3 protein-coding genes and 1 pseudogene are annotated in these 7,100 nt (G+C 58.8%); all 4 read right to left on the reverse strand.

Annotation, left to right across the window (positions count from 1 at the left end):
- Positions 1 to 472: 472 nt before the first annotated feature.
- The 4 genes and pseudogenes from NKI16_RS33685 to NKI16_RS33700 all read right to left on the reverse strand — a co-directional run bounded on the left by NKI16_RS33685 (position 473) and on the right by NKI16_RS33700 (position 5,467).
- The gene (locus NKI16_RS33685; RefSeq protein ID WP_352924753.1) at positions 473 to 1,075 is read right to left on the reverse strand and encodes a HupE/UreJ family protein; all 603 of its coding nucleotides are present in this window, start codon (positions 1,073 to 1,075) and stop codon (positions 473 to 475) included.
- A gap of 276 nt (positions 1,076 to 1,351) precedes the next feature.
- A complete protein-coding gene (locus NKI16_RS33690; protein ID WP_352924755.1) occupies positions 1,352 to 3,229 on the reverse strand; it encodes a CehA/McbA family metallohydrolase in 1,878 nt (625 codons plus the stop codon).
- Positions 3,230 to 4,436: 1,207 nt separating this feature from the next.
- Positions 4,437 to 4,811: pseudogene (locus NKI16_RS33695) on the reverse strand (aminotransferase class III-fold pyridoxal phosphate-dependent enzyme); the annotation flags it as partial.
- Between the two features lie 464 nt (positions 4,812 to 5,275).
- Positions 5,276 to 5,467 (reverse strand): hypothetical protein, encoded by a 192-nt coding sequence (locus NKI16_RS33700; protein ID WP_352924757.1) that lies wholly within the window; start codon positions 5,465 to 5,467, stop codon positions 5,276 to 5,278.
- Positions 5,468 to 7,100 lie beyond the last annotated feature (1,633 nt).

Genomic DNA, 7,100 nt, shown 5'->3' on the forward strand with positions numbered 1-7,100 from the left:
CTCCCCATCGAAAGCTTGACCCGGCACCGCGGTGCTCAGGTGCTCATGGCCACCGGATACGCACGTCTGCGGTCTTCACCGGATGGGTACCGCGAATCCGTAGGCCCGGCTCGCCCACGCCTCGTAGCCAAAGAAATTGCCATGAATGGCGCCAGGCCGGCGGCAGGTCGGCCGTTGTTGGCGTCTGATTAGGTCGAACGCGTCGAACGTCTTGGCCATTGCAAGCGAGGCCTGATGCACATCGTCCTGCGCCCTAAGATAGCGCTGTTTCAGGGTTGCGATAAAAGTCAGGAGGCCGTGGCGCCGTGCATTTTCCGAAAGACCGGATCTTCTGTCCTATGATTGCCGCAACTGGTTTTTGCGTTTTCATAGGGCATGGTTCGGATTCCAATTTGGCCACGAGCAGAATCCGGCAGTTCGGCTGTGCCGAGTCCAGACGGATTCCCTGTCTGATACATCCACCCCGCGTTTTCTACAGGATGCCCGCGAGCAACCCGACCCCTGCCAGCGAGGCCGCGCCGCCCAGGCATTCGACCAGCGTGCTCCCCCGAGCCGTTGTCTGCCGGCCAAGTCCTAAGCCGGCCCCAATAACCAGCGCGTGCAGAAGCGCAGTCGCCACCACGAAGCCGGCGCCATAGGCCAAACCGGATACCGTCTCCGGCATTTCCATGCGGTGAGCATGGCCGTGGAAAATGGCGAAGAAGCCGACCAACGCCGTGGCGGCGGCAGGCCCGACCCGCAGCCCGAACGCAACCGCAGCCCCCAAAACGACGACGGAGAGTCCGATGCCGAGTTCAGCCAACGGCACCGGTATGCCGGCGACATCCAGCGCTCCGCCGAGGGCAATGAGGCAGACGAAGCTCGCAGGAACGAGCCAGATCGCCCTGCCACCAAGCTGGGCGGCATAGAGCCCGACCATGACCATGGCGATGATGTGGTCCAGCCCGCTGATGGGATGCCAGAAACCTTGGGCGAAGCCGCTGGTGTCGCCGACGCCGACATGTGCCTCGGCAGCCCCGGCCGTCAGTGCCAGGAACGTCGCTCCTGCGAGGAGCCTGAAAGCAGGTTTGGTCATGTGGTTTTCCTTCCTTTCGAACCTATTGCAAACGGTTGCGGCATCAACTCCCCACTTGGGCGCGGCGCCGGCTAGTGCCCGAAGGCGGAGGCGTCCGTTTTGCGCGCCGATCCAAGTCTCTGTTGGTGCTAATTGGCATCCATTTGGAGCTGAGCATGAAATCCTGATGACGATGGTCTCCAGACCGCTCTGGAGACCCGCGTGAGGCGACCGCTCTTAATTCAGATGGTCCGCGTTGGGAGGAGCTCGAAGCTGCTCGGGCGCGGCTCGCCGCTACTAATGCTCACGTTTCATATGAACTGAGTGGACCGGTGTATGTTCATGACTGGCACCCAGTTGGTGAAGTTGGTTGTGCAGACGGTGATGTGCAAGCTCAAGAGAAGCCCTCATCCGTGAATGCCGGTGTTCGTCGGTTTTCGGAGCGAGGGTGTCTAAGTAAGCGATTGATCCCTCGATCTGGGCAAGAATTGCCACAGCGTCGCCAGTCGCGAAGATTGGTTTCTCGCCGACCTTGATAAAGACGGAGCTCGTATGGGCCGCAATATCCGAATCTCGCCCTGCGACGCTACCTCGAACTCGGATTGCGAGCCAGCACGATCCCGAAATCCGCACCGAAGTGTGCCCTTGACACGCCAACGTATCATACTGAAATTGATCAACGACCGTTCCGTTGCAAATCACTTCAACACGTTTCGGCGGAACGCTGACCGACTCAATTTGCCAGGTGACCGCTACCATACCGCCTCCAGGGGGGAGTTGGATCTTGCTGCCAGGACGTCGCCCTTCGACCGTCATGTTTACGAGCGGGCCGACTGTAATGAACGTGTCACCACCGCGAACTGCGCCCATCCAGCTTTGATATGTGAATTCTCGGGAGCCCAGATAAGCATATGTCCGTATCCCGCCTAGCAATGAGGCTGCGTCCATCTTGTCGGAGCCAGCCACCAACGGCACTTGGTAGCCGATATTCAGATACCGATACCAGTCAGCAAGAGCGGATGGGCCGATCTGCCACTTTCGTGGGTTGAATGTCATGACTTCGATGGCATCCACGAGGCCAAGAACAATGTCCGCCGCACGCTCGGCCTGTGGGCTTGGTGCATGGGGCATTACAACGAGTCCCCCCTGCCGTCGGCAACGTTCTGCCCATTCTGCAGTCGTGGTTTCCAAGGGGTCACCGATTGCCGCTTCGTCCGCACCGCCGGCGCACAGCGGATCGATTATTTTGCCATGATATCCAAGAAGAGATATGTGCCCTAAGACCTGCTGTCGATTCTCGGTACCAACTCGCACCAAGAACTCGCCGTCACCACCGAAGTCTTTAGCTCCCAACGTCGTCCGGCCATCGAAATCGCTGGCATTGTGGATCAATTCGCCCCACTGCGACGCGAGCAAATTGACAACGTTCACGCCTTCGGCTTGCCCTTCAAGCAACGCTGTCTGCGGGCTCAGGAAATGAACATGGGTATCGGAAGTAACCCACCCTTGTTCCCGCCAACGCAACACGTTGTCGAGTTCGAAGATAAGGCTATCCGTTTGCTCATCGATTTCGACAATGCGACGAATTGGCTGAACTTCAAATCCCTTCGTTATCTCCACGAAGACCGAACCGAGCGGTAAGTCGACTGTGCATCCGCCATTCACATAAGCATACTGGTTAAGATCATTCGCGAATTCGGCGGAGATATCTTGAAACACATCGACGTTGACCTTCCGGTGATGTCCTCTTGGCGGAAGGTACTCGCCATGCGGACCGTGAATGTGTAGCCGTGCGGCGACTTGCAGGCCTGTACTCGCTTCAATTATCGAGAACTGTACGGGCTTGGTGGCTGGCTCTATGGCTTGAGCCTCAAGCGGATAGCGGCCTGAGGCAAGCGGAGATTCGAGTGAACGAAGCTCGCGAACCAACAAGCTGCGATCATGGGAGCGCATATATAACCGAGCGTCCGGGTGAGCGGAGTATTCTACAATGATCTCTGACTCGGACCTCGTCGGTTGCACGTCATGAATATCGCTCTGCCATTCCGACCGCGAGTACTCAAGGACGGCGCGCGCTGATATCACGGTCCCCAAATCCATGCCGATTTGATCGCCACGATCGTCGGTATCCAGTTCTCCCAGGGCGTTGAGGTTGACTCCGGCAGGAAGACGCATTCTCAGCTTTCTCCGGCCTTGAAGTCGCAACGGATGTTCCGAAAGCCGCGTTGTTGATACCGCATAGATAAGCGAGGCCTCATTTTCCGCCCGCAACCTGATGCCTACGACTTCGCTATGAGGACGCGGATTTGGCAAAGCGTAAAGCCAGAGGTTTTCACCTCCACTGAGGCGCCCTGATTCGTTGCGACACGCGGTGATTCCATTTTCAAACCGTGGTGCCCTTCCAAGGAGGAAGTCCTCGCAATGAGTCGCATGGACGTGCGGCCCCAAGGCCGGCATCGCCGCAAAGGGGCTCGCGCCCCAACAGACGTGCCTCTGTTGAATCCCGAGCCTTCGAATGATCGGTACATCAGCCGCGCTCCCGTTGGCATACTCGATCGTGTACGTCGAGACCAACCCACCAACCTCGTTGCTCTCGATCGGTTTCCTGTATGGGCTGTCGTCCGGCACGATGCCAAAACCTGGTGGCGTAGAAGCGGGGCGATCTCTGACGGCCTGAACAAACACTATATAGGTGGCTATGTCTGCTGGCAGGACCAGCCTTATAGGGGTGTCCCCCGGGTGAAGCACGATTGTATCAGGTCCGACTGCTTCGCTAAACAAGAATGGAATGCCTCGAAGCGTTTGGGGCCCTACGAGACTGTCGCTCCAATCGTTGTCACCTGCGCTCTTAGCGAACCCTGAATCCAAGTCCCGGCGCGTCGCATTGAGATGATCCGTCAGGTCTATAGTGGTGAAGTGCGGGGATGGAGGCGTCTTCATCAGGGTCCTCTACTGGTCAAGGGGCGGCCGGTTCTCCAATAGATTCATCGCGGCGTAATCTCCGGCCCGGGATCGGTGGTGCGATCACGTGCCCCTGGGCAACGGGAATTGCCATCGGCCGTTTGCTCCCTGGTAATACTTGCTCAAAGGTTAGTAGGTCTCAAGCTCGTGCACAGATACCATTACTTTCCCAATCAACAATCGCAAAAAAGTAAACTCGCGATTTACTTCATCTCATGTTTGTTCTTATGAGTGGCGGTTCAACTCACGTCTTTCATTCGCGCCTGGAAATAGAAATCCACTCCGTGTTCGACGCCGCACCCGTCCAGTCATTTCTCCATTCATCGAGGAAGGATTCTCGATCATGATGCCTCCTCGCCACGATCGAGCGCCTTGCTCGGCACGGGCGTCCACGGCATCGTTATTGCCCGGGGCGGCAGCCAAGCCGGCCGACGCCGAAAAGCATGGGCTGATTGGCGGCATTGAAGACGCCGTTCCAGGTCGACACGGCGTGCCGATCGCGTCGCCGTGATAACTGTGTTCCACCACCACGCTTCGGTCGCGCGGTCCGCCCCTGTTATGGAAATGGCCGAGCGCCACTTTGAGCCACCTCAACCGAGGTCGAGCCGCTGTCGGAATAGAAGACGTGCATCAATCCCGTTGGCGCTAGCCCGACCAATTCTTCGGGCAGCGTTTCCGCCGGCACATGGATTCGGCAAAGATGATCTGGCCGTAGGCTTCGGTCGCCGCGCGGATCGCCTCCATGGTCGCCGGATGGCGATGACCGTGCGTGATTGACCCACCAGGGCGAGATGGCTGGCGGGGCGACCGCCTCGACCGATCCCGGCTTTCGGAAGGATCCATGCGGAGGTAGACTTCCGTTGTTCGGGCGTCGGCATGACCGAGCCACAGAGCGACCTTGCGACGTCGTGGGGTGGCCTGCAACACAACGACCGACCAGCTATGGCGCTTATGTCGAGCACGACATTGGCGCCACAATCTACCCGGCCGGAGCTGGTGTGGCGAGAAGCTACGCTTGCGCAGCAATGCGCAGGTCTCGGCCGCTTTGTGGATGGGCTTGTCGAGCACACTCTCGGAGCCGCGCGTCATCGGCTCACCTTGGACGCTGACGAACTGTTCCGGCACGCGGACCTCGCCCCGACGCTCAGCCACCCACGAAGATCACACTTGTGGTGTCCTTCCAAAGCGGCTGGCAGCTTTCCTTGCGGCCTTTGCCTCGGATGGTCACGCTCTCGCGATGCTGAAGTGAGAGGTTTTCCGTCAGGACGCCGACCAGTTCGGGGATCCGCAGACAAAGCAGAGGTGCATCATCGCCGGTTTGCGCACGCCAGCCCGTGTCGCGAGATAGGGAACGTTGAGGATCGCGCTGACCTCCTCCATCGTCAAATGCTCGATCAGCTTGTGGTCGAGGCGCTTAACCGGGATCGCATGGGCCCGGCGGATCTGCTCCATGGCGCGGGCACCTTGTGCTCAAATGAACGAATTGATGGCGGCAAGCCGACGTCGCGTGTGGACGCACTGTTGCCGCGATCCTGTTCGGTGGCCGGGGAGGGCAACCATCATCGGCGCGTCAAGGTCTTCGCTCGTGAGCAAAGACGAACGATGCCGTACTGCCTGGCTGCGACGTCGAACAAGAGATTGAAGCAATACGCATACCCTGATCCGCTGAAGTCGATCGGCGCGCCGCTTAAGCTATGGGCGATGCAGAGGCGCGCTGGACGGGAGCTCTAGTCCCTCGTTCTTGTGCCGCCACTTCCCGGATCCGGTTACGGAGCCTCTCGGCGGCAGGGGAAAGCCTGCGTTTATCATTCCTAGGGTGAGACAGTAGCCGCCAGGTGCCGGCAGCTTGAGATCTGTCAGTCTGACCAATTTCCCTTCATCGATCGGTGCCTTGACCAGACGATGCCAGCCAACGGCAATATCCAGTCCGCCTGAGCGGCCTGGAGCGCCAACGAAGATCTTGCCGAAGCGCCGATCACGTGTCGACCGGTGCGGCACCTCCGCGCGCCGTAAGACCTCGTCCCAGCCAGCCCCGCCCGATCCACCCAGTCAACATATAGCAAAGGGAGGTCGGCCAAGTAGTCCGCCGTTGCGACGCGATGCTTACTTGCAAACCCGGGCCCCATACTGGGTAGATTGTTTCATCCAAGAGGAGTTCAGCATGTTCATTCCACCACATCCTAACCCGTAGCGGATCCGTACTTCGACCTCCGCACGGCGGCAGTATCGAGGATTGTCCGAAATCAGGTCGTCAACGGCAATGTCCTGATATCGCGTCCAGAAGCATTCGTAGTATCAACCACATCGATGCGAGGGCATCAGAGCACGCGAGAGTGACGTTCTTCGACCGGCCGCGCTTCACATTTCGGACGATATCCGCTGCTCGCGAGAAACTGCTGGCCAACACGCCACAAAGGTCATCGCCCGCGCTTGTCAGAAGCCACGCCAGCCCCAACCGGGTAAACAGCGGGACGCCGGTCCTCGATTGCATTCGATCTGCCGGCTGACCGCGCCAGGAGTCACGTTGAGCTCTCCGGCTGCTCAAAAAACGGCTTGAGCTATGACTGGCAGTAAGAAGAAAACTGCGGTGAAAACACCCCAGCGGGAGGTATTGGACAAACGATCCAAAGATCGTTGTGGGCGGCTTTTGCGCAGTTGCCTGGAACGGTCTGGACAAGCCACACCGCGATTTGACGTGAATTGCGCGACCGGTTTTGATGTGAGGTCACTCCATGACTGACAGGCTTGCAGGTAAGCTGGCTGTGAGCTTTCTATAGGTCCATCCGATCCGGGCCGAAAAGACTGAAATTGTCGAAGCTTCAGTGCTTCTCGGAGGATCGAATGAACGTGCACAAGAATCCCCGCTCTTGCGGCATAGTCGAGAGCGGATCGTCAAGGCAGATCGATTGCGAGCAAACGCCGCAGGTCATTGCGGAAGCCGCAGGCGTTTGCCCCGCGGATAGTCCACAAATGGGTAGATCGATACCGCCCGCGACCATGTCGTACGCCTCCGGCGAGGGCCGCCTTGCGCGAGCATGGCACGGAAGCGAGGCTGCGCTCTTAAGGTCGTCCTTACGAGCGAAGT

Origin of the sequence: Mesorhizobium sp. M0698 (genome assembly GCF_040320455.1) — a bacterium.
Lineage (GTDB): Bacteria > Pseudomonadota > Alphaproteobacteria > Rhizobiales > Rhizobiaceae > Mesorhizobium.